Below are 20,412 nucleotides of genomic sequence, written 5' to 3'. Positions count from 1 at the left end.
ACCCGGTTAGAATATTCTGTACTCTGATTAAACGCTTTATCCATCAATACATTCAATGAAATGGTGCTTGATTAATTCTAAGAAAACAAGAGTATTTTGAAGATAATTAAAGTATATAGAGGGAGGTGTTAAGATGACTCGTTCATTAATTGTATTATTATTATTAGCAGTTTGTTTTTTAACTGGAGTGGTCTACGGGAATGATAAACAAGCAGAAGAGTCAACACCTCAGCAAACAGAAATGAAGGTTGATGTTAAAGAGGCTAAAGATGAAGTATTGCAAACTAAAACAACATCAGATACCACTGAAGTTATTACGGAAGAGAAGATTAACACGAATGGACCTTCACCTGTTACAGAGAAGACGGCATCGATATTAGAAGCTGGTGTATCTGGATTTTATGAAGTGGTGGTAGAGATACTTTACCAGGTTTCCCAATTATTTTTTTAATTTTTATATAGGTGCAATTATGTTGTAGAAGCGCAGATCCTAAAGTTATAGTGCTCTGCGCTTTTGTTCTAGTCTAGGAAATTATAAAATTAGCCCATGTGGGTCAATATGGACGTGTTGAGCCACGTCCAGCTTCAGCGCCCAGAAACGAGGTGACTTCACGAATCGCCCTAATCTAAGTCATCATCGGCTCGCAAGCTCACCGTGATTTCTTTATCTCGGTTGACTTGCTCTAGTCGCTACGTTCTAATCGGGCGCTTGCGCTTTTGTTCTTGAACATAACTGTTACTATTGCTATAATCAATGCTAGTCATTGTCACTGATAATTTAAGGCCTTTTATCTGTAGAGATAAAAGAAAGTAGGAGTGAACATCTCTAATGGCAAAAATTCAAAGAAATGTGCGTAATTTTTCAATTATCGCACATATTGATCATGGCAAGTCAACCTTGGCAGATCGAATATTAGAACGCACAAAAGCAATAACACAAAGAGAAATGAAAGATCAATTACTCGATGCAATGGATCTCGAGCGTGAGCGTGGCATCACCATTAAATTAAATGCTGTACAATTAAATTATCAAAGTAACGCAGGAGAAGACTATATTTTTCATCTCATTGATACACCGGGTCATGTCGATTTTACATATGAAGTTTCTAGAAGCCTTGCTGCATGTGAAGGAGCAATTCTTGTTGTTGATGCTGCGCAAGGCATTGAAGCCCAAACGTTAGCGAATGTTTATTTAGCTCTTGATAACGATTTAGAAATAATACCTGTTATTAATAAAATCGATTTGCCGAGTGCAGATCCAGATAGAGTGAAAAAAGAATTAGAAGATGTGATTGGTATTGATGGCGATGATGTCATTTTAGCATCAGCAAAAGCAAATATTGGGATTGATGAAATTCTTGAAAGAATTACGGAAGCAATCCCTGCGCCTGCGGGTGATACCGAAGAGCCGCTTAAAGCGTTAATCTTCGACTCTTTATACGATCCCTATCGAGGAGTTATCGCCTACGTTTGTATTAAGGAAGGTTCTATAAAAGTAGGCGATAAAATTAAAATGATGGCAACGGATAAAGAATTTGAAGTCAATGAATTAGGGGTATTTAGTCCCAAGCCAATTACTAAAGATGAACTGACCGTAGGAGATGTCGGTTATTTAACAGCTTCTATTAAGAACGTGGGTGATTCGCGAGTTGGGGATACGATTACATTAGCTAACCGACCTGCTGCTGAACCGTTACCAGGATATAAGCGATTAAATCCAATGGTATTTTGCGGGCTGTATCCAGTTGACGCCAATAATTATAATGATTTGAGAGAAGCGCTAGAGCGTTTAGAATTAAATGATTCATCATTACAATATGAAGCAGAAACATCTCAAGCATTAGGATTTGGCTTCCGTTGTGGATTTTTAGGGCTTTTGCATATGGAAATCATTCAAGAACGTATTGAACGAGAATTTAAAATAGATCTAATTACTACAGCACCTAGTGTTATTTACGAAGTGGAGCAGACAAACGAAGAGGTTATTGCTATCGATAATCCTTCCGTTATGCCAGATCCTCAGCAGATCAAAGATGTTCGAGAACCGTATGTAAAAGCTACAATCATGGTTCCAAATGAATATGTTGGAGCAGTGATGGAAATCGCACAAAAAAAACGTGGTCAATTCATTGATATGGAATACTTGGATGACATTCGAGTTAATGTTATTTATCATATACCATTATCTGAAATTGTTTATGATTTCTTTGATCAACTTAAATCCCAAACAAAAGGGTATGCTTCCTTTGATTATGATTTAATTGGATATCGCTCTTCCAATTTAGTGAAAATGGACATTTTATTAAATGGTGATACTATTGATGCACTTTCATTTATTGTCCATCGAGACTTTGCTTACGAACGTGGCAAGCACATTGTTGATAAATTAAAAGAGCTAATTCCAAGACAGCAATTTGAAGTTCCCGTTCAAGCTGCTATTGGAAATAAAATAGTGGCTAGATCTACAATTAAGGCAATGCGGAAAAACGTTCTCTCTAAATGCTATGGTGGAGATATTTCTCGTAAACGTAAGTTATTGGAGAAACAAAAAGAAGGTAAAAAGCGTATGAAGATGGTAGGTTCTGTAGAGGTACCGCAAGAAGCCTTTATGGCAGTTTTGGAAATGAAGGATGATTAAATCAACGTTTTAAGGATATATCAAATTGAAAAATAGACGCTTTGCTACTCTACTGCCACCACATTGAATATGTTGGTGGCAGTACTATTTATTAATGGTTTAGAATACCTCTCCTCTGGCTATGCGGGGGCTCTAAAGAGCTTAAAGCGTGATAAAAAAACTCACTGCAAGTTTATTTTTTGAATATATGGATAGCCGTTTGTAACGCCAGGAGGATATACACTTCGCTTTCTCCTGGCAACACCTCAACTTCCTCGGAAGCAAAAGGCGGTTTCCTGCGAGAGTCTAAATGTATATCCATCACTTTCGCTGATACAGATCTTTTCTCTAAACCCTACTTTTTGTATGGAATAGACCTAAAAATAGCATCTTTTATATAGCATTGATGAAATCAACTGGGAAAATCCTTTTAGTTGACCCAGTGACAGTGGGGAAAACATTCATATAGAAAGTCTTTTCATAAGCACTGTAGTTATTTTTTAATCAGTGATAATTTATAATGTTTACCACTTTGTTACAATTCATCAATTCCTTCGTTCAATACTGTATAGAACGAAGACTAATTTGTTAAATAGTATAATCAATGGAATAAAATGAGGTATAATCATTCGTATACTTTTGGTGTGTTTTGTAAAACTAAAACGGAAGCACAAGAACAACACACAAAGGGTGATAAATATATGAATAACCGACAAGGTATGATGACGTCAATACTTGCTATTGGAGCTGCAGGAGCAGCTATTTATGGTATTACAAGAGGAGTTCAAAATGGAACATTTAAAAATTTGCCTCAAACCATTTCTAATGCATTAAATAATTCTGGAGCTCAACAATTGACTCAACCTTTACAAAATATGACTACCAATCAGAATGTGCAACAATTATCCAGTGCTATACAAGGTGAAACTGATAATTCACAGCAACAAACAGCAAATAATATTCAGTAAAAGAAGGCTCTAGATGCTAATAAACATGAAAAACCCTCATTAAATGTAGTGAGGGGTTTTTCGTTTTTCTCTTCCCCTTCGTATTAACTTGTTCTATATATCCATCCCCTTGGGAGATCATTCAAATTCACATAAATTTTGCGAGAAATCAAAATGAAACAAACTACATAGCTTAAAATAACATGTTCATCATTCTCATTATAATAAACTCTTTTTCTTCTTCGATCCTTTACTCATGGGTATACCTTGCATCGTGGACCAAGTTCTACGAGGGAATTCTCTAGATTTAAGTTTTCTTCAAAGTTCTTATCAAGGTGGAATGCTGGTAGGTGGAATTAAATTAAGGGAAAAATGAGGTTTAATGATACCCATAATGATTACAGTATTAGGAGTTTGCTTATCCTTCCAAGGAGCTATTTGGCTTGATAAATAATGTTAGATATAATAAAATACACAAAGATACAATTAGCAATTAGAAGCCTTTATGGTAATTTTAGAATAAAGGATCATCAATATCTGAAACGGAAAGGGAGAGCTGTTAAATTGGAAAACAGTTTTTCCTTTTTCCTTTTCGTAAGGAGCACTAATATGAATGCAATTCAATCTGTATATATCCATATCCCGTTTTGTCAGCAAATTTGTTACTACTGTGACTTTACAAAGTTCTTTTATAATGAAAAGAGAGCTAATGATTATCTTGTTGCATTAAAGAATGAGATTTCTACATATGTAGACGATACAGGTAATAAAGTAAAGACGGTTTTTATAGGTGGAGGAACTCCGACAGCTCTATCTGTTAACCAACTAGAATCACTGCTCTCATTTATTGATAAGAAATTTGATATGACTCAATGTGAAGAGTACACGATTGAAGCAAACCCAGGTGATTTTAATGACGAAAAGGTCAAGTTATTAAAAACATATGGTGTGAATAGAGTCTCACTTGGCGTACAAGTTTTTGATGATCATATGTTAAAAGAGCTAGGTAGATTGCACAAGGTAAAGGATGTTTATGAAACAGTTGAATTACTTCAGAATAACGGAATAACTAATATTAGTACAGACCTAATATATGCACTACCTAATCAAACAATTGATCATTTCAAAAATTCTTTGAATCAGGCCATGGCACTGGGACTACCACATTTATCTACGTATGCATTGCAAATTGAACCGAAAACAGTATTCTTTCAGCGTCATAAAAAAGGAAAACTGCAACGTCCAGCTCAAGAAGAAGAAGTTGAAATGTATCATATTTTAACCGATACTACAAAAAAACATGGATTACTGCAATATGAGATAAGTAACTTTGCGAAAGCTGGGTTTGAAAGCAAGCATAATTTAACATACTGGGATAATAATTATTATTATGGTTTTGGAGCAGGTGCATACGGGTATATTCCAGGCAAGAGGTATGGCAATATAAGACCATTACCAGCATATATCAAACAGGCAATGGCTGATGGCAAACCTGTTCTCCATATTGATCAAATTAATAATAAAGAACAGATTGAGGAAGAAATGTTTTTAGGTTTACGAAAAATGCAAGGTGTAAACAAACAGACCTTTGCATCTAGATTTGGATTCTTTCCTGATAAGTTGTATAAGTCATCCATTGAAAGTCTTGTGCAGAAGGGCTGGTTACAGGAGGATGATATGTCGATTCGCTTAACCAGTGAAGGAAAATTATTAGCTAATGAAGTATTCGAAAGATTTCTATTAGAGGATTCCGTACAAATATAGTCACGTCGACACTAAGATTGATTGATAAGAGATATATGTAAAAATAGCCTGTCTCTTTTGTACAGGTTATTTTATATGGCACATACTGAGATACAAGTCATTTCGTTGACAAAGAAAAGTGGATTTGGTAATTTATAATTAGCATTAGCACTCGATAAGGTTGAGTGCTAACAGAGGTGATCATCATGTTAACAGAAAGGCAATTATTGATTTTACAAGTAATTATTGATGATTTCATCGAGTCGGCACATCCTGTTGGCTCACGCGCTATATCGAAAAAAGAGCATATTTCATTTAGCGCTGCAACCATACGAAACGAAATGGCGGATCTAGAGGATATGGGCTTCCTTGAGAAGACGCATTCATCTTCAGGACGTGTACCTTCAGAAAAAGGGTACCGATATTACGTCGACCATCTCATTTCTCCAAGTATAATGCATGAAGACGGCGATGTGATTAAGCATATTATTCAAGATAATTTCTTTGAATTTGAACAAATTGTTCAGATGTCAGCAGAAGTTCTATCTCGATTAACCAACTATACAACGATCATTCTGGGACCTGAAATGTTTGAAACAAAATTAAAGCAAATTCAAATTATTACCTTATCGTCGAATACGGCGGTTGCTATTCTTGTTACAAATACTGGTCATGTGGAACATCGGTCATTTTCTATACCTCATGAAATTGAACCATCTGATATAGAAAAGATGGTAAATATTATGAATGACCAATTGAGTGGCGTACCAATTATACAATTGGCAGAAAAATTCAATTCACAAATTGCTTCCATGATGAAAAAGTACGTATCCAATCTAGAGAATTCATACCATTACTTGAATGCAGCACTTATTCAAGATCATCCGGTTAAATTATATATTGGTGGAAAATCTAATATGCTGATGCAACCGGAATTTAATGATGTAGATAAAATACGTTCTTTCTATGCAATGATCGAAAATGAGGATGAGATTGCAAGTATGCTGAAACAGTCCAAGGATGGGATTAAAGTATCCATCGGAAGAGAGAACAATGTCGAAGCCATTAAAGATCTGAGCTTAATTACTGCAGCTTATCACTTAGGAGAAGATCAGACGGGGACAATTGCATTACTTGGCCCAACAAGAATGGAGTATCGAAGAGTTATTTCATTACTAAATATTTTGTCACATGAAATGACAGAAGCACTGTATATGTGGTATAAAAACAATGAATAAATCTTATGAAATTTATTAAAACATGACTTCGCTATTGTTTCGTTCAAAAGTGCAACGTGTTATAGTGAATGTTGGTTAGTTTAAATTGGAGGTGTCACACGTGGAAGAACAGGATAAACAAACGAGAACCGTTACTGATGATGAAGAAAAAGTAGAAGCAAAGGCAGAAGCAGAAACTGCTGACTCGATTGAAGTAATCGATGCAAAAGAGGAAGAAGTAGAAACTGATAAAACTAATCATTCGACAATTGAACAGAGTGAGTTGGATACACTCCAGAAAGAGAAGGATGAAATATATCAGAGAATGTTAAGGGTTCAAGCAGAATTTAATAATTTCAAGAAACGTACCTTAAAAGAAAGGGACGCAGAGCGAAAATATAAATCCCAGGATTTAATCCAAGAATTGTTACCCGCATTGGATAATTTTGAACGGGCGTTGCAAGTTGAAAAAACAGAGGCAACATCTAGTTTAATTGATGGGATTACGATGGTCTACAATCAATTAAAGGATGCTCTCTTTTCACAAGGTGTAGAAGAGATAGCTACAGTAGATGAGGAGTTTGATCCAAATTTACATCACGCAGTAATGCAAGTAGAAGATGAAGAAAAGGCATCTAATGTAATTGTTGAGGAATTGCAAAAAGGTTATAAGTTGAAAGATCGTGTTATTAGACCAGCAATGGTAAAAGTTAATAAATAATTGTTTACGTAGCTAAGGAGGAATAATCATGAGTAAAATAATTGGTATTGATTTAGGTACAACAAACTCTTGTGTGTCTGTAATGGAAGGTGGAGAGTCAGTAGTAATACCTAACCCAGAAGGAAACCGTACAACTCCATCAGTAGTGGCTTTTAAAAATGGTGAAAGACAGGTTGGAGAGGTTGCAAAGCGTCAAGCAATTACTAATCCAAACACAATACAATCTATAAAACGCCATATGGGAACAGATTATAAAGTGAAGATAGAAGATAAAGAATTTACTCCGCAAGAAGTTTCTGCTATTATCTTGCAACATATTAAGTCATTTGCAGAAGATTATATCGGTGAAACAGTAAGTAAAGCTGTTATTACAGTTCCAGCATATTTTAATGATGCAGAGCGACAAGCAACAAAAGATGCTGGTAAAATTGCTGGTTTGGAAGTAGAACGTATTATTAATGAGCCAACCGCTGCGGCACTAGCTTATGGCATAGATAAAGAAAACGAAGACCAAACAATTTTGGTCTACGACCTTGGTGGCGGAACGTTTGACGTTTCTATCCTAGATATCGGTGACGGTACATTTGAAGTTGTATCTACAGCAGGTGATAATCGTCTTGGCGGTGATGACTTCGATGAGGTTATTATCGATTACATGGTACAAGAATTTAAAAAGGAAAATGGTATTGATCTATCAAAAGATAAAATGGCTACACAACGTTTAAAGGATGCTGCCGAGAAAGCGAAAAAAGATCTATCAGGGGTATCTCAAACACAAATTTCTTTACCATTTATTACAGCTGGAGAAGCTGGACCACTGCACTTAGAAATGAATCTAACAAGAGCAAAATTCGAAGAACTTTCTTCAGAGTTGGTAGAGCGTACAATGGTGCCTACTCGCAAGGCTTTGTCTGACGCTGATTTGTCAGCAAGTGACATTGATAAAGTTATATTGGTTGGAGGATCAACACGAATTCCTGCAGTTCAAGAAGCAATCAAGCAAGCGATTGGTAAAGAACCGTCTAAAGGAGTTAACCCTGATGAAGTAGTTGCTTTAGGTGCTGCAATTCAAGGCGGTGTCCTACAAGGTGACGTGAAGGATGTTGTATTATTAGATGTAACACCTCTATCACTTGGTATTGAAACAATGGGATCTGTAACTACGAAATTAATTGAGCGTAACACAACGATTCCAACAAGTCATTCTCAAGTATTCTCGACTGCAGCGGATAATCAAACAGCAGTAGACATTCATGTCCTACAAGGTGAACGCGAAATGGCTGCAGATAATAAAACTTTAGGTCGTTTTCAATTAACGGATATTCCACCAGCACCACGAGGAGTACCGCAAATTGAAGTTTCCTTTGATATTGATGCGAATGGTATTGTAAATGTACGTGCCAAAGATCTAGGTACAAATAAAGAACAATCTATTACAATCAAATCCTCTTCTGGTCTATCAGATGAAGAAGTAGACCGCATGGTTAAAGAAGCTGAAGAGAATGCGGAAGATGATAAAAAACGTCGCGAAGAAATTGAATTACGTAATGAAGCTGATCAACTAATCTTTACAACAGATAAAACAATTAAAGATTTAGGAGATAAGGTTTCTGAAGATGAAAAACAAAAAGCAGAAGCTGCTAAGGAAGAATTGCAAAAAGCCATTGAAGCTGATGATATTGAACAAATTAAAGAAAAGAAAGAAGCTCTTCAAGAGCAAGTTCAACAATTATCCGTGAAAATGTATGAACAAATGCAACAAGAGCAGCAAGCACAGCAATCAGATCAGGCTGGTAATAGCGATGATGATGTGGTGGATGCTGATTATCAAGAGGTTGATGATGAGGAAGATAAAAATAAATAATATTGGGATGAATAGGTTTAGAAACTTAAGTTTCTATCCTTAATCCGGTAAATTAAAAGTCAAAGTCAGGATCCTCTTGACTTTGACTTTTTTACACGTTAGCGTATTTGTTTCAACATTTGCCACAAGACTGTATAAGGTGGTAAGATAAAAGTTATGCAAAAGTGAGTATCGGGAGAGTGATTGTCAAGTGAGTAAACGAGACTATTATGAAGTACTCGGTGTCGATAAAGGGGCATCGAAGGAAGAAATAAAAAAAGCTTATCGTAAGCTAGCAAGAAAATACCATCCGGACGTTAATAAAGAAGCTAATGCTGCAGATAAATTTAAAGAAGCCAAAGAGGCCTATGAAGTTCTAGGTAATGAACAAAAGCGTGCTCAATATGATCAATTCGGTCATGCTGGTCCACAAAGCCAAGGCTTCGGCGGATTCGGAGGTTCGCAAGACTTCGGTGGAGGCTTTGGTGATATTTTTGATATGTTCTTTGGTGGAGGTGGACGAAGTAGAGATCCGAATGCACCACAGCAAGGAGCCGATCTCCAATATACGATGGTTCTTGATTTTGAGGAAGCAATATTTGGTAAAGAAACGGATATTACGATACCAAAAGAAGAAACATGTGATACTTGCTCTGGATCTGGGGCAAAACCAGGAACGAAAGCAAAGACATGCTCCCATTGTGGGGGATCAGGTCAATTAAATATGGAACAAAATACACCATTTGGTAAAGTTGTAAATCGAAGGGTTTGTAACTATTGTAGTGGATCAGGAAAGATTATTCCTGATAAATGTAACACGTGTGGTGGTACTGGAAAGGTTAAAAAGCGCAAAACTATTCATATTACCATCCCAGCAGGAATTGATGAAGGCCAACAAATACGGGTATCAGGAAAAGGCGAATCCGGGGTTAATGGAGGTCCTCCAGGAGACTTGTTTGTAGTAGTTCAAGTCAAACCGCATGATTTCTTCCAGCGTGAAGGAGATCATATTTTCTGTGAATTGCCATTGACCTTCGCGCAAGCAGCATTAGGTGATGAAATCGAGGTTCCAACAGTCCATGGAAAGGTAAAATTGAAAATACCAGCTGGTACACAAACCGGGAAAACGTTCCGAATGAAAGGAAAAGGAGCGCCGAACGTTAGAGGCTATGGTCATGGAGATCAGCATATTAAAGTGAAAGTCATGACACCTACTAAATTATCAGAACGCCAAAAAGAGCTGTTACGTGAATTTAACGAAATTGGTGGTCACGATGCCACGGATGAACAAGGCAGTTCATTGTTTGATCGATTTAAGAAGGCATTCAAAAGTGAATAACGGTGTGTTATAAGCACCGTTTACATAACAAGAATTGATAGCGGTAAGGTGTATGATAATTTCAAAAGGAAATGGGTGGATCCAGTATGAAATGGTCTGAACTCTGTATTCATACAACAAATGAAGCGATTGAGCCAATCTCGAATATTCTTCATGAAACTGGTGCAAGTGGACTCGTTATTGAAGACCCGATTGATTTAGTAAAAGAGCACTCCACTGCTTTTGGTGAAATATTTGAATTAAATCCAGAAGAATATCCAGAAGAAGGAGTCTATATTAAAGCATACCTTCCAGTTAATAGTTTTTTAGGAGAGACGGTTGAGGAAATAAAACAAGCTATTAATAATCTCCTATTATATGATATTGATTTAGGAAGAAATCAAATCTCATTAAGTGAAGTAAACGAAGAAGAATGGTCAACAGCCTGGAAGAAATACTATAAACCAGTGAAAATTTCTAAGCAAATTACGATCATTCCAACATGGGAAGAATATACACCAGTGGATACTGACGAGGTGATCATAGAACTTGATCCAGGTATGGCATTTGGGACGGGTACACATCCTACAACTGTCTTAAGTATTCAGGCATTGGAGCAATTTATGAAAAGCGGAGATACTGTCATTGATGTTGGATCTGGTTCAGGAGTTTTGAGTATTGCTTCAGCATTATTGGGAGCAAGCCATGTGCATGCATATGATTTAGATGATGCTGCTGTAAAGAGTACAATTCTAAACGCAAAATTAAATAAAATGGAAAAAAAGATTTCTGTTAAGCAGAATAATTTATTGGATCATATAGCAATAGAAGCAGATATAATTGTATCAAATATTTTAGCAGAGATTATCGTTCGTTTTGTTGACGATGCATGGAATAATCTAAAACCTGGAGGTTATTTTATAACATCTGGTATTATTCAAAATAAAAAACAGATGGTAAAGGATCGTCTAGAGCAGCAAGGTTTTCAAATCATTCAGATGAATGAGATGGAGGATTGGATCTCCATTGTTGCACAAAAATTGTAGATGTTAAAGTAGGTGTGGGTTGTTGCAAAGATATTTTGTTCCAAAAGGCATGTGGAATGAATTTACAATTAAAATAACTGGTGATGATGTTCATCACATGAAACGAGTGATGCGTTTTAAAGCAGGAGATTGCATTATTTGTAATCATCCGGATGGACAGGCAGCAATTTGTAGGATCACGTTCTTAGATAATGGTGTTGTGTATGCAGATATTAAAGAATGGCTTAAGCAAGATGCTGAATTACCGGTTGAAGTAGCAATAGCACAAGGGCTTCCTAAGGGAGATAAATTAGATCTAATTTTTCAAAAAGGAACGGAACTTGGAGCGAACACGTTTATTCCTTTTCAAGCATCTCGTTCTGTTGTAAGATGGGATGAAAAGAAGCAAGAAAAGAAATTAAACCGATTGGTAAAAATTATAAAAGAGGCTAGTGAACAAAGCCACCGTAATAAACTACCAAATGTCCAATACAGTAAATCTTTAAAAGAACTGATAGACTTTAGTGATAGTTATGATATGAAACTCTTTGCCTATGAAGAGGAGGCAAAGACGTCAAATTACCAATCCTTTGGAGAAAATCTCCGCAAGTTAAAGCCTCGACAGCGAATTTTAATTTGTATTGGCCCTGAGGGGGGCTTTTCAGAAGATGAAACCATTGCTTTAAAAGCAAGCGGTTTTCAAGCTGTTCGATTAGGACCAAGAATTTTACGTACGGAAACAGCGGCATTATATGCGTTAGCTAGTATTTCCTATCATTTTGAAGAATTGAGGTGTGAGTAATGCCGACAGTCGCATTTCATACATTAGGTTGTAAAGTTAACCACTATGAGACAGAGGGTATATGGCGAATGTTTATGGATCATGGCTATGAGCGTGTTGAATTTGATCATGATTCAGATGTTTATGTAATAAATACGTGTACGGTGACAAATACAGGTGACAAGAAAAGCAGACAAGTAATTCGCCGAGCGATTCGAAAAAATCCTGAAGCAATTGTTTGTGTAACTGGCTGTTATGCACAAACTTCACCAGGTGAGATAATGGAAATTCCTGGAGTTGATATTGTAGTTGGTACACAGGATCGAAAAAACATGATTTCTTATATTGAAGAACATAAGAAAACGAAAGAACCAATTAATGGTGTTTCAAATATCATGAAAAATAGAGTATTTGAAGAAATGGATGTACCTGAATTTACAGATCGTACAAGAGCTTCCTTAAAAATACAGGAGGGCTGTAATAATTTTTGTACATTTTGTATTATTCCATGGTCGCGTGGGCTATTACGATCAAGAGATCCTGAAAACGTAGTTAGACAAGCACAGAAGCTGGTAGATGCTGGTTATAAGGAAATTGTCTTAACGGGTATTCATACAGCGGGCTATGGTGAGGATATGAAAGACTACAATTTTGCGATGCTTCTACGTGATTTAGAAACAAAGGTTCATGGTTTAAAACGTATTCGAATTTCTTCAATTGAAGCTAGTCAGATTACTGATGAAGTTATTGAAGTACTAGATAAATCTGAAAAAGTTGTAAGACATTTGCATATTCCACTCCAGTCAGGATCAGATTCTGTTCTTGCAAGAATGAGAAGAAAATATTCTACTGGCTATTACAGAGAAAAAATTGATAAGCTGAAAAAGGCATTACCTGGGCTAGCTATTACATCTGATGTTATCGTTGGTTTTCCGGGAGAGACAGATGAAGAATTTATGGAGACATACAACTATATTAAGGAAATAGGCTACTCGGAATTGCATGTCTTCCCTTTCTCACGAAGAACTGGTACACCAGCAGCTCGAATGGATGGACAAATTGATGATGACGTAAAAAACGAACGAGTTCATCAGCTAATTGAGTTATCTAATCAATTAGCCAAAGCCTATGCGTCTACGTATGAAAATGAGGTATTAGAGGTTATCCCTGAAGAACATGCTTCAGATGATAACAACCCAAATCATTTAATAGGTTACACGGATAACTATCTAAAGGTTGAATTTGAGGGTACACCGGACATGATTGGTAAATTAGTTCGAGTAAAAATAACAAAAGCAGGTTATCCAATAAATAAAGGTACATTTGTACGAATCATGGAAGATGTTTTGTTTGAAGAAGCTAAGTAAATTCGTATGACGGGCTGAGAAAAAATACAACTTTTTTACACAACATACGAATAACCAAATGCTGAATTAGTTATTCTATGAAAAAAACGAAGGATAATTACTTAAAACTAATTATCCTTCGTTTTTTATTGTTTTTAAATTACATCTGTCGTAGATCCTTTTTTGTATAGCAATTTATTTTCAATTAAAACATAGAACTTCAGACAATGATTTGCAGATATTTCTAAGTTTGTTTATTCGTCAATCTATAGAGACTATGTTGGTTTATAAAGCTGAAATTAGATTTTTATACTCTTCCATGCTATGATGGCTAGAGAGGTACGTACAACAATGATAGGAAGGAAGATTCATGTGACAAATCAATTGGCAAAATACATTGACCATACACAATTAAAACCAGAAACATCGAAGGAAAAAATCACACAAATCGTAGAAGAAGCAATCGAATATGACTTCGCATCTGTTTGTGTAAATCCATACTGGGTTCCATATTGCTATAGTAAATTAAAGAATACAACGGTTAAGGTTTGTACGGTTATTGGTTTTCCACTAGGAGCAACATCAACGGAAGCAAAAGTAGCAGAAACGAAGCAGGCAATTAAAGATGGTGCAACAGAAGTAGACATGGTAATCAATATTGGTGCGCTTAAATCTGGAGACGATGAGACAGTTAAGTCAGACATCGAAAAAGTGGTTCTTACCGCCAAAGGACAAGCATTGACGAAAGTGATTATCGAAACATCACTATTAACCGAGGAAGAAAAAGTTCGCGCATGTAAGCTAGCTAAAGAAGCAAATGCTGATTTTGTAAAGACGTCTACAGGTTTTTCTGGAGGCGGAGCTACAGTTGAGGACATTCGTTTAATGCGTCAAACGGTTGGACCAGAAATGGGAGTTAAAGCTTCAGGTGGTGTTCGTGATTTAGAGACGACAAATGCAATGATTGAAGCGGGTGCAACTAGAATTGGTGCAAGTGCAGGAGTTTCTATTTTAAAAGGTGATCAAGGTACTGCTGATTATTAAATCTCTATGTATAATAAATTAATTGGCTGGAAATAATCAGTTGACCAAAATAAAGGAATATATTATACTTTAAAAAGGCATGTGGAATGAACAACATGCCGGTACAATCTGTTTTGTGCTTCGGAGGGAGGGAAATTAGCATGTCAAATACTACTCGCGTTCGTAAAAACGAGTCTCTTGAAGATGCTCTTCGTCGCTTTAAACGTAGTGTATCCAAAAGTGGTACATTGCAAGAATATCGTAAGCGTGAACACTATGAAAAACCAAGTGTTCGTCGTAAAAAGAAATCTGAAGCTGCTAGAAAGCGTAAATTCTAAAGAGGGTGCAAATGCATGACATTACTTGAAAATCTGAATCAGGATATGAAGCAAGCGATGAAGAATAAAGACAAAGAAACCCTTAGTGTTATTCGCATGGTAAAAGCTTCAATACAAAATGAATCGATAAAGCTTGGCAAAGATTCACTTTCAGAAGACGAAGAAACCACAATATTGTCTAGAGAAGTTAAGCAAAGAAAAGATTCCCTCCAAGAATTCAAATCAGCTGGACGCGAAGATCTTGTGCAAAAACTTGAAAATGAAATTAACATTTTACAAGAATATATGCCAGCACAGCTCACAGATGATGAGCTTGAGGCAATAGTTCAGTCGACGATTCACGAAGTAAATGCAACTTCTATGAAAGATATGGGAAAAGTGATGAGTGCAATCATGCCTAAAGTAAAAGGGCAGGCAGATGGCTCTCAAATTAATAAACTCGTACAAAAACAGTTACGTAATTAAATAAAAGGTCTCAGTTATAATAGTAACTGAGACTTTTTTATTGATGTTTTTTAAACCACAGGCTCTGCCTGTGTGAGAATTAAACTTGTAGAGTTGTAACAGAAAAATCTCCTTTCGATATAATAGAGTTGGCCGTCAAACCGACTCTATATATAGAAAGGAGATCTACTCATGTCGAGTGACAATAGTTTATCACACACCCGATGGAATTGTAAGTATCACATAGTCTTTATACCCAAGTACAGAAGGAAAGAAATTTATGGCAAGTTCAGAAGAGACATCGGGGTGATCTTAAGACGTTTATGTGAGATGAAAGATGTAGAAATTATTGAGGCTCATGCCATGACTGACCACATCCATATGCTGGTTAAAATACCACCAAAAATGTCAGTGTCTTACTTTATGGGCTACTTAAAAGGTAAAAGCTCTTTAATGATCCATGATAGACATGCCAACTTAAAATACAATCATGGAAACCGCACATTTTGGGCTAAAGGTTACTATGTCAGTACAGTAGGGCTCAATCAAAAAACTGTGGCAAAATACATTCGTGAACAAGAATCGGAGGATAGACTACGAGACAACATGAGTAAACGTGAATACGTCGATCCATTTAAAAATAGGTAGGAAGATAAACGGTTGACGGTCAATTCAGAAGCCCCTTTAGGGGTCTCGTTGGTAAAGTGCCCTTATAGGGCGAAACTAAAACCGCCCGTTTTACGGGCGGATAGTTATTTGGTGCGCCAGGCATGGCGACTATCTAGGTGGTGAAAGTCCACTGTGGGGGTACACATCAACCAACCACTAGAGAAGCGCAAGGTGTTTATCGTGAGGTAAAGGCTGAAGGAAGCGTGTATCAAAATCTTGGCTCGACGAACAGAAATCTGATACCAAGGCTCTGTAGGCGGACAAGGCTCCCAAACAAGCCAAAGTCCAAAAGATGTGCGTAACCCTATAGAGTAAATCAGACGAGTAAAAGAGGAAAGATAGTTGTCCTTACCCTGAGAGGTCTCACGGACAGCTGAGGAGTCCTCTAAAAAGAAAGCTGGTCGAAAAAGGTTTATCGTGAGAAGTCAGCCGACGCCATAGTAGTGATGAAAAAAAATCATGAAGGGCTGAACAATTTATAGTGTTTCTACGCCATGAATGCACGAAGGATAGACTTCTGGATGTATTAATGATAAAAGTATGAGCGTATCTCAGAGGATAATCAAAAGAGAAGTGTTCTTCGTCACGTGAAAGGAAAGGCGGCAAAGAGGTATTCCCTTTGCTTTAGACCGTTATCTAAAAGTACACACAGAGATGTAAATTGAATCGCCGTATACGGAACCGTATGTACTAGTGGTGTGAGAGGGGCGAGAAGCTCTTAGCTTCTCCCTCTACTCGATTATCCCGCATATAACTGGCAATAAGACCGCCACTTTAAGCGATAAAGGGTAACCAATATTGGTAGTGGGGATCAACTACCAGTAAATGTCCGATTCGTTCAAAGTACTTAAGGTCATTCCCTTGTGGTACTATCAATCATTGGGGATAAACTAAACTACAATAATTGAAGTTTCACTTTAAACGACAATACATATATGTAAACTATATGCTAACCGAAGAGTAATAGTTTTGCATTCAGTTTAGTGGTTCCGTTATCTGTCGTATTGTAGGACAAACTGAAAGTATGCTAGGCAGATATACATCCTATAATTTCCGAACTGTTTATTGTAATATCTCATGATGATGACTTTGTTTATTTCATGCTATATTTAAAGTATCATTAACAGATCACTTTATGGTACTATTTAGTTAATCCGTAAAAAATGAAACTAATTAAGGTATGATTCGTATATATAACTATACATAATAAGGAGGTGATCGTGGTTGCCTACTAGGAAAGTATTTACATATTTAGTTTTCTTTATCGCTTTTTTCTTTCCACTTTTCCATCAAGTACCTGTAGGTGCTGCTGACAAAGGTGAAGGTAAATTGGTGTATGTCATACCTATTGAAAAAGAAGTGGAACGAGGACTTGAAGCATTTCTCACTCGTGCAACAGAAGAGGCAAGGGAAGAGGGAGCAGATCATATTATATTTGAAATTGATACTCCAGGTGGTAGAGTCGATTCCGCAGGTCAAATTGCAAAGCTTCTTCAAAATTTAGATATTCCAACAACATCTTATGTTGTGAATCAAGCTTATTCTGCAGGTTCTTATATCGCTTTAAATACGGATTCTATTTATATGAAGCCCCAGGCTACAATGGGAGCAAGTGGTGTAATCACCTCCGATGGTAATGCAGCTGATCAAAAAGCACAATCAGCTTGGATTGCTGCTATGAAAAGTGCTGCAGAATCAAAAGGAAGAGACCCATTATACGCAGCAGCTATGGCGGATAAAAGCATTGATTTGCCAGAATTAGATGCAGGAGAGGGTGAATTTTTAACTTTAGGACCTTCTTCCGCCTTAGAAGTAGGTTATTCTGAAGGAACGATTGAAGATCGTGTAGAATTACTTCATGAATTAGGTCTATCTGAGGCGAAGATTATTGAGAAGGAGACTACTTTATCTGAAGAGATAGCTAGGTTTTTAACAAATCCAGTTGTTATACCAATCCTCTTATCTGTTGCTAGCCTTGGTTTAGTAGTCGAATTATATTCCCCTGGATTTGGTGTTCCTGGTATAATGGGACTCGTTTCGCTCGTATTATTTTTCTATGGTCATATTGTAGCAGGCTTAGCAGGTATGGAGGCAATCATATTACTTGTACTAGGTATTGTATTAATTATTGCAGAAATATTTGTACCTGGTGGCATTATGGGTTTGCTTGGCATTGGCGCAATCATAGGTTCATTATTTCTGTCCGGCTATGACCTTGGTCACATGTCAATGAGTATAGGAATTGCATTTTTAGTCACCCTAGTCGTTTCCGTTATCTTATTTCGAAGAATGGGAATGGATAAAGGTATTTTCCGGCATATTATCCTAAAAGACCAAACAACTACTGAGCAAGGATATGTGTCCTCTGTAAATCGATTAGAGCTAATTGGGTTGGAAGGTGTAACCGTGACGCCATTACGTCCAGCTGGAACAGCTGTTTTTGAAAATGAGCGTCTAGATGTAGTTTCAGAAGGCGGATTTATTGGTGAGAACCAAAAAGTAAAGGTTGTTAAGGTTGAAGGTGTACGTATCGTGGTGAGAAAAGTTAATTAATGGATGTTTGACTGCATTCAATTGATAAACTATATTGAATGGAGTTCTATGCATATAATAAATGATTTATAGGAGGAAAAATAATGGATTTACAAGAACTAATGCCGTTAATTATTATTGCGGTTATCTTAATTGCTGTAGCAATTTTATTTACATTCATTCCAGTAATGCTATGGATTAGTGCGCTGGCAGCGGGCGTGAAAGTGGGTATTTTCCAATTAGTCGGGATGCGACTTAGAAGGGTTGTGCCAAATCGGGTTATCAATCCGTTAATTAAAGCACATAAAGCTGGATTAAATGTTAAAACAAATCAGCTGGAGAGTCATTATTTAGCTGGTGGTAACGTAGACCGTGTTGTGAATGCTTTAATCGCTGCACATCGTGCAAATATCGAATTACCATTTGAACGAGGGGCTGCTATTGATTTAGCAGGTCGTGATGTATTAGAAGCAGTTCAAATGAGTGTTAATCCAAAAGTTATTGAAACACCATTTATTGCAGGTATTGCCATGGATGGTATTGAAGTAAAAGCAAAAGCAAGAATCACCGTGCGGGCTAATATCGATCGACTAGTCGGTGGTGCTGGTGAGGAAACGGTTATTGCTCGTGTTGGTGAAGGTGTGGTTAGTACAATTGGTAGCTCAGAAGCACACACACAAGTACTGGAAAATCCAGATTCTATTTCGCACAATGTATTAAATCGTGGTTTAGATGCTGGTACCGCTTTTGAAATTTTATCGATCGATATTGCAGATGTTGATATCGGTAAAAATATTGGAGCGATTCTACAAACAGATCAAGCGGAAGCGGATAAAAATATCGCACAGGCAAAAGCCGAAGAACGTCGTGCAATGGCGGTTGCTCAAGAACAAGAAATGCTTGCACGGGTTCAAGAAATGCGTGCAAAAGTTGTGGAAGCAGAAGCAGATGTACCACTTGCTCTTGCTGAGGCTTTACGTTCAGGAAACTTAGGTGTGATGGACTACATGAACTATAAAAACATTGATGCAGATACAGATATGCGAGATTCTATAGGTAATTTATCTAAAGATAATCATGACGAAAATGATCCTAAATAATCCTAAAAGTAAGGGAGGGGTTTGATGGATGCCCTATCCAACCTAATTGATGCTATTTTTAGTAATTTCTTTATTGTTTTTGCTATAATAGCAGGGATCATAGGAGTTTTAAAAGATGGTTCTAAAAAGGATGACCAGAAGGGAAATAGACAGCCTAATCGAACAAAGCCGACTCCAACTCCTTCTGGTGGGACTCCTAACCGAAATCGAACACAGTCGATACCTAATTCAACTAATGCTTCTACTACCGTGTCGACCATTTCTGTTGATGATCAGCACAAAGAGCAGATGGAACGACTAGCTAATCAAATGGGAGCCGACAAATCAAGTGAAAGTCTAGATATCACAAAGTATTCTAAGGCTCTTGATAGAGGTCAGATTCAACAAATAGATGATGAGCTTACGGAAGTTCAGAAGCAGTTGAAGAAGCAAGTTTCTAATAATCTAACGAGAAAAGGATTAGTAAATGGAATTATTATGGCAGAAGTTCTAGGGAAACCGAGAGCGATAAAGCCATATCGAAATGTTATTGCTGAAAGAAGAAGACGATAATTATCCAAAGCCATTCATAAGCAACGTTGCTTGTGAATGGCTTTTTTGTAAGTTAAGAAAGTATAAAAACAGTGCAATGACTGCGTTAAGCCGAGTAGTTATTTTGAAATGTTTGATGTATATTGGCAACGCTCCGACTAATTACTTCGCTTTCCGCGGACACGGCCTCAACTAACTTTGCAAAGAAGAACACGTT

At 36.9% G+C, this 20,412-nt stretch carries 18 protein-coding genes; all 18 read left to right on the top strand.

Annotation, left to right across the window (positions count from 1 at the left end; translation table 11 throughout):
• The first annotated feature begins 133 nt into the window (after positions 1–133).
• The 18 genes from RVS70_RS19330 to RVS70_RS19245 all read left to right on the top strand — a co-directional run bounded on the left by RVS70_RS19330 (position 134) and on the right by RVS70_RS19245 (position 20,216).
• Positions 134–451 carry a hypothetical protein gene (locus RVS70_RS19330; protein WP_026681200.1) on the top strand — a complete coding sequence of 106 codons (318 nt, stop codon included), beginning with the start codon at positions 134–136 and terminating at the stop codon, positions 449–451.
• A gap of 378 nt (positions 452–829) precedes the next feature.
• On the top strand, positions 830–2,638 hold the full coding sequence (gene lepA, locus RVS70_RS19325) for a translation elongation factor 4 (protein ID WP_026681199.1): 1,809 nt from the start codon (positions 830–832) through the stop codon (positions 2,636–2,638).
• A 680-nt stretch (positions 2,639–3,318) separates the two neighbouring features.
• Positions 3,319–3,585 carry a hypothetical protein gene (locus tag RVS70_RS19320; RefSeq protein WP_026681198.1) on the top strand — a complete coding sequence of 89 codons (267 nt, stop codon included), beginning with the start codon at positions 3,319–3,321 and terminating at the stop codon, positions 3,583–3,585.
• Positions 3,586–4,173: 588 nt separating this feature from the next.
• The gene (hemW, locus tag RVS70_RS19315) at positions 4,174–5,328 is read left to right on the top strand and encodes a radical SAM family heme chaperone HemW (RefSeq protein WP_026681197.1); all 1,155 of its coding nucleotides are present in this window, start codon (positions 4,174–4,176) and stop codon (positions 5,326–5,328) included.
• Between the two features lie 185 nt (positions 5,329–5,513).
• Positions 5,514–6,545 carry a heat-inducible transcriptional repressor HrcA gene (gene hrcA / locus RVS70_RS19310; RefSeq protein ID WP_321134485.1) on the top strand — a complete coding sequence of 344 codons (1,032 nt, stop codon included), beginning with the start codon at positions 5,514–5,516 and terminating at the stop codon, positions 6,543–6,545.
• Between the two features lie 100 nt (positions 6,546–6,645).
• Positions 6,646–7,245, top strand: coding sequence for a nucleotide exchange factor GrpE (grpE, locus tag RVS70_RS19305; protein WP_321134483.1), 600 nt, complete (start codon positions 6,646–6,648; stop codon positions 7,243–7,245).
• A 28-nt stretch (positions 7,246–7,273) separates the two neighbouring features.
• Positions 7,274–9,109 (top strand): molecular chaperone DnaK, encoded by a 1,836-nt coding sequence (gene dnaK / locus RVS70_RS19300; RefSeq protein WP_121605278.1) that lies wholly within the window; start codon positions 7,274–7,276, stop codon positions 9,107–9,109.
• Between the two features lie 190 nt (positions 9,110–9,299).
• The gene (gene dnaJ, locus RVS70_RS19295) at positions 9,300–10,427 is read left to right on the top strand and encodes a molecular chaperone DnaJ (RefSeq protein ID WP_026681193.1); all 1,128 of its coding nucleotides are present in this window, start codon (positions 9,300–9,302) and stop codon (positions 10,425–10,427) included.
• A gap of 86 nt (positions 10,428–10,513) precedes the next feature.
• A complete protein-coding gene (gene prmA, locus RVS70_RS19290; RefSeq protein ID WP_166530992.1) occupies positions 10,514–11,452 on the top strand; it encodes a 50S ribosomal protein L11 methyltransferase in 939 nt (312 codons plus the stop codon).
• Positions 11,453–11,474: 22 nt separating this feature from the next.
• Positions 11,475–12,233 carry a 16S rRNA (uracil(1498)-N(3))-methyltransferase gene (locus RVS70_RS19285; RefSeq protein ID WP_121605275.1) on the top strand — a complete coding sequence of 253 codons (759 nt, stop codon included), beginning with the start codon at positions 11,475–11,477 and terminating at the stop codon, positions 12,231–12,233.
• Positions 12,233–13,579 (top strand): tRNA (N(6)-L-threonylcarbamoyladenosine(37)-C(2))-methylthiotransferase MtaB, encoded by a 1,347-nt coding sequence (gene mtaB, locus RVS70_RS19280; RefSeq protein ID WP_121605274.1) that lies wholly within the window; start codon positions 12,233–12,235, stop codon positions 13,577–13,579. The genes RVS70_RS19285 and mtaB overlap by 1 nt, the downstream gene beginning before the upstream one ends.
• 351 nt (positions 13,580–13,930) lie before the next feature.
• The gene (deoC, locus tag RVS70_RS19275; RefSeq protein ID WP_228089172.1) at positions 13,931–14,602 is read left to right on the top strand and encodes a deoxyribose-phosphate aldolase; all 672 of its coding nucleotides are present in this window, start codon (positions 13,931–13,933) and stop codon (positions 14,600–14,602) included.
• Positions 14,603–14,742: 140 nt separating this feature from the next.
• A complete protein-coding gene (rpsU, locus tag RVS70_RS19270) occupies positions 14,743–14,919 on the top strand; it encodes a 30S ribosomal protein S21 (RefSeq protein WP_019377991.1) in 177 nt (58 codons plus the stop codon).
• Between the two features lie 15 nt (positions 14,920–14,934).
• Entirely contained in the window at positions 14,935–15,384 is a 450-nt protein-coding gene (locus RVS70_RS19265; RefSeq protein WP_026681188.1) for a GatB/YqeY domain-containing protein, read from the top strand.
• Between the two features lie 171 nt (positions 15,385–15,555).
• The gene (tnpA, locus tag RVS70_RS19260) at positions 15,556–16,011 is read left to right on the top strand and encodes an IS200/IS605 family transposase (protein ID WP_121604857.1); all 456 of its coding nucleotides are present in this window, start codon (positions 15,556–15,558) and stop codon (positions 16,009–16,011) included.
• A gap of 1,284 nt (positions 16,012–17,295) precedes the next feature.
• Positions 17,296–18,585, top strand: a complete 1,290-nt coding sequence (locus tag RVS70_RS19255) for an NfeD family protein (protein WP_051388322.1) — start codon at positions 17,296–17,298, stop codon at positions 18,583–18,585.
• Positions 18,586–18,668: 83 nt separating this feature from the next.
• Positions 18,669–19,664 carry a flotillin-like protein FloA gene (gene floA / locus RVS70_RS19250; protein WP_026681186.1) on the top strand — a complete coding sequence of 332 codons (996 nt, stop codon included), beginning with the start codon at positions 18,669–18,671 and terminating at the stop codon, positions 19,662–19,664.
• Between the two features lie 24 nt (positions 19,665–19,688).
• Positions 19,689–20,216, top strand: a complete 528-nt coding sequence (locus RVS70_RS19245; RefSeq protein WP_026681185.1) for a hypothetical protein — start codon at positions 19,689–19,691, stop codon at positions 20,214–20,216.
• Positions 20,217–20,412: the final 196 nt, after the last annotated feature.

It is taken from the genome of Virgibacillus sp. M23 (assembly GCF_034190895.1).
GTDB classification, from domain to species: domain Bacteria; phylum Bacillota; class Bacilli; order Bacillales; family Amphibacillaceae; genus Virgibacillus; species Virgibacillus salarius.
The sequence above is the reverse complement of the archived record's forward strand: the minus strand, read 5'-3'. Positions and strand labels throughout refer to the sequence as shown.

Bases quoted from the DNA above. Each gene is read 5' to 3' on its own strand.
- dnaK (WP_121605278.1), top strand. From the start codon at position 7,274: ATGAGTAAAATAATTGGTATTGATTTAGGTACAACAAACTCTTGTGTG.
- RVS70_RS19320 (WP_026681198.1), top strand. From the start codon at position 3,319: ATGAATAACCGACAAGGTATGATGACGTCAATACTTGCTATTGGAGCT.
- tnpA (WP_121604857.1), top strand. From the start codon at position 15,556: ATGTCGAGTGACAATAGTTTATCACACACCCGATGGAATTGTAAGTAT.
- RVS70_RS19245 (WP_026681185.1), top strand. From the start codon at position 19,689: ATGGATGCCCTATCCAACCTAATTGATGCTATTTTTAGTAATTTCTTT.
- mtaB (WP_121605274.1), top strand. From the start codon at position 12,233: ATGCCGACAGTCGCATTTCATACATTAGGTTGTAAAGTTAACCACTAT.
- rpsU (WP_019377991.1), top strand. From the start codon at position 14,743: ATGTCAAATACTACTCGCGTTCGTAAAAACGAGTCTCTTGAAGATGCT.
- floA (WP_026681186.1), top strand. From the start codon at position 18,669: ATGGATTTACAAGAACTAATGCCGTTAATTATTATTGCGGTTATCTTA.
- RVS70_RS19330 (WP_026681200.1), top strand. From the start codon at position 134: ATGACTCGTTCATTAATTGTATTATTATTATTAGCAGTTTGTTTTTTA.
- hemW (WP_026681197.1), top strand. From the start codon at position 4,174: ATGAATGCAATTCAATCTGTATATATCCATATCCCGTTTTGTCAGCAA.
- lepA (WP_026681199.1), top strand. From the start codon at position 830: ATGGCAAAAATTCAAAGAAATGTGCGTAATTTTTCAATTATCGCACAT.
- RVS70_RS19265 (WP_026681188.1), top strand. From the start codon at position 14,935: ATGACATTACTTGAAAATCTGAATCAGGATATGAAGCAAGCGATGAAG.
- prmA (WP_166530992.1), top strand. From the start codon at position 10,514: ATGAAATGGTCTGAACTCTGTATTCATACAACAAATGAAGCGATTGAG.
- hrcA (WP_321134485.1), top strand. From the start codon at position 5,514: ATGTTAACAGAAAGGCAATTATTGATTTTACAAGTAATTATTGATGAT.